This window comes from Methanobrevibacter thaueri (assembly GCF_015062905.1).
Taxonomy (GTDB): Archaea; Methanobacteriota; Methanobacteria; order Methanobacteriales; family Methanobacteriaceae; genus Methanocatella; species Methanocatella thaueri_A.
Genome location: NZ_SUTK01000098.1, coordinates 1 through 2981 on the forward strand (window position 1 = coordinate 1; position 2981 = coordinate 2981).

Consider the following 2981-nt stretch of genomic DNA (forward strand, 5'->3'; position numbering starts at 1 on the left):
AATCAACATCTTAAACGAAGGGTTAAAAACACTAAAAACAGAACCTAGGGGACCTGGGGGATAGCTTAGAATATTTTCCATTCATATAGAATGGATTACCTAAGAATCTCCGACCTCCACAGGTCGGAGAGGTTCAATCATTTAAATCTAAATAAATTTAGTGCCATCATATCTTAAATCGATTGAAAACAAGCCATTAAATACTCTCAAAAACACCCAACCAAACACATGATTAAGCGAAAAACCATCAATTAAATTAATCGAGGCATCAAATATATCAAGTCTGAATTCAACATGCACAAAACCGGCTGAAGGAATGTAGATGTCAAAAACAAATTACTGAACTTTCGGCCTAAAAAACAAATCAACTCAAAACTATATATAATTTGAACAATATAAAATAAATGGGTTACTAAATCCATAGGAGTTATCATATATGAGATGTGTTGGTACAGTTGTACGCGGAATAAGAACACCGATTATTAAAAAGGACGATGATTTGGCCACTATTGTAGTAGATTCATTGATGGCCGCAAAGGAAAGCGAAGGATTTGAATTCAGGGACAAGGACATTGTTGCAATCACAGAAGCGGTTGTTGGAATATCAGAAGGAAATTACGTAACCGTAGATGACGTTGCAAAAGATTTGCAGGAAAAGTTCCCATCCAAAAAGATTGGAGTCGTAAATCCTATTTTAAGCAGAAACAGATTTTCAATTATCCTCAAGGGCATAGCAAGAGGAATGGATAAGATCACATTATTATCCTCATTTCCATCAGATGAGGTTGGAAACGGAATAATGGATGAAGGCATATTGGATAAAAGCGAATTCGACCTTGCAAGCGTAATTTCAGAAGACGAATACAAGAAAACTTTCGGTTCATGGATACATCCGTTTACCGGAATAAACATGGTCGACTTCTACCGTGACCTGATTGAAAGCGAAGACTGTGAAGTTGAATTTGTATTCTCAAACAACATCAGAACAATTCTCGACTACACAAATGACGTGCTCACCTGTGACATCCACACAAGGGAAAAAAGCACAGCATTACTGAAAGCTGAAGGCGCAAATGTCTACGGACTTCACCAGGTATTGACCGAACCTGTCGACGGCTCCGGATGCAATCCTGAATACGGACTTTTAGGTTCAAACAAGGCAACAGAGGAAAAATTGAAGCTCTTCCCAAAAACCGGACAGGCAGTTGTTGAAGAGGTTCAGAGAAGACTTATTGAACTTACCGGAAAGCAGATTGAAGTTATGGTCTACGGTGACGGCGCATTCAAGGACCCTGTCGGAAAAATCTGGGAATTGGCGGATCCTGTAGTTTCACCAGCACATACCAGCGGACTCGTAGGATATCCAAACGAAATCAAACTGAAATACGTATCCGACAACAAGTTTGCCGACCTTAAAGGCGATGAGCTTAAGGAAGCAATCAAAGATGAAATCAGGAAAAAGGCTGAAAACCTCATGGGACAGATGATTACTGAAGGAACCACACCTAGAGTATTGACTGATTTAATCGGTTCACTTTGTGACTTGACAAGCGGATCCGGAGACAAGGGAACACCTGTTGTCTTCATCCAGGGATACTTCGATAATTTAGCAAACGACTAAATTATCCAAACCCTTCTTTTTTTAATTGGATTTGAAATTATAATTTAACTGATTTTTAGTGATGCTTTTGGGTTTAAAATAAGTATATCTGCCCAATCAAGTGATTTTGAAAAAAAAGAGAAAATGTGAGGATTGAAAATCCTCTAAAATTTTGTGTTTTATCTGTATCTTTTAACATAGCATTTAGCTGTGTTTTTAAGTGTTTTTCCGTTTGCTTTTACCTTGTAGGTAAAGGTTGCTTTGTATTTTTTACCTTTCTTAAGTTTTTTGGTAACTTTTTTAGGTACTTTGAATGTTGCAATTCCTTTCTTATTGGTTTTTGCCTTGTATGTTTTACCCTTAAATTTCATGTAAACTCTTTTCTTCTTAAGGACTTTTTTGCCTTTGAGTTTAACTTTGATTTTAAGATATTTAGATTTCTTATTAAGTTTCACTAACTTTTTAACAGGTTTTACAACAGATTTAACAGTCACTGTATTTTTAGTGGTAAATCCTTTGTATGTTATAGTAATAGTGTGTTTTTTAACTTTTAAACTTAATTTAAGGGTGGCATAACCATTCTTATCTGTTTTAACAGAGTAGGTTTTACCTCCAACATTCATTTTAACAACTTCGCCTGCTCCAACGTAATTGCCGTCGTCACCAACAATTCTAACAGTATATTTGGAATTGTCAGCAAAGAAGATTTTCACGTTCTTATTACCGGTAATCCTTGCAGCTATCTTTAAATTATTCAATTTATATTCGCCGGTTACTGGATTAATGATAACAATAGCATGATTTCCGACAGCCAATTTATTGTTTAATCTCAAGACACCATTGGAATCGGTTTGGACAGTGTATGTGTTAGTATCCACCTTGACGGTTACCTTTGCATTTGCAAGTGGGAATCCTTCTGCATCAAATAATGTTGCAGTGTAATCCAAGCCACTATTATAACCTCTGGTCATGTCAGAAGAAATAATTGAAGCATTGTTCTTGACGACAGCTGACTTATTGACTGAACTGTAATTACCGTCACCGCTGTAGACAACAGTAACAGTATTATTACTTGGTTTTAAGCCTGTAACGTTGACAACTGCACTGCCGTTGACCACGTTAACGACTTGTATCACTTGGCCATTTACATAGAGAGTTACATTTCCAGTGGCATCCGCAGGTAATCTCACGGTTATTGAAGGGGTGCTGCCAGTTATGTTTTCAAGGTCGATATCGATATTTGGTTCGCCTTTGGTCACGGTTATTGCACTGGAGTTGACTCTTGACTTATTGGTGTAGTAGGAGTCTCCTTCAAAAGTACCTGTGACAATGTAGGTTCCTAGTTTCAAGTTAGGTACAACAAGGTCTTCAAGACATGATT

2 protein-coding genes are annotated in these 2981 nt (G+C 37.1%); one reads left to right on the top strand and one right to left on the bottom strand.

What is annotated here, in order from left to right; translation table 11 throughout:
- Positions 1–436: 436 nt before the first annotated feature.
- Positions 437–1621: a coenzyme F420-0:L-glutamate ligase gene (locus E7Z79_RS09640; RefSeq protein WP_303739724.1), complete on the top strand. Its 1185-nt coding sequence runs from the start codon at positions 437–439 to the stop codon at positions 1619–1621.
- Positions 1622–1779: 158 nt separating this feature from the next.
- Here E7Z79_RS09640 and E7Z79_RS09645 read toward each other — a convergent pair.
- Positions 1780–2981, bottom strand: a 1202-nt coding sequence (locus E7Z79_RS09645) for an Ig-like domain-containing protein (protein ID WP_303739725.1), incomplete at its 5' end; no start/stop codon positions are given.

Excerpts from the sequence above, each read along its gene's own strand:
- E7Z79_RS09640 (WP_303739724.1), top strand. The coding sequence starts at position 437 with ATGAGATGTGTTGGTACAGTTGTACGCGGAATAAGAACACCGATTATT.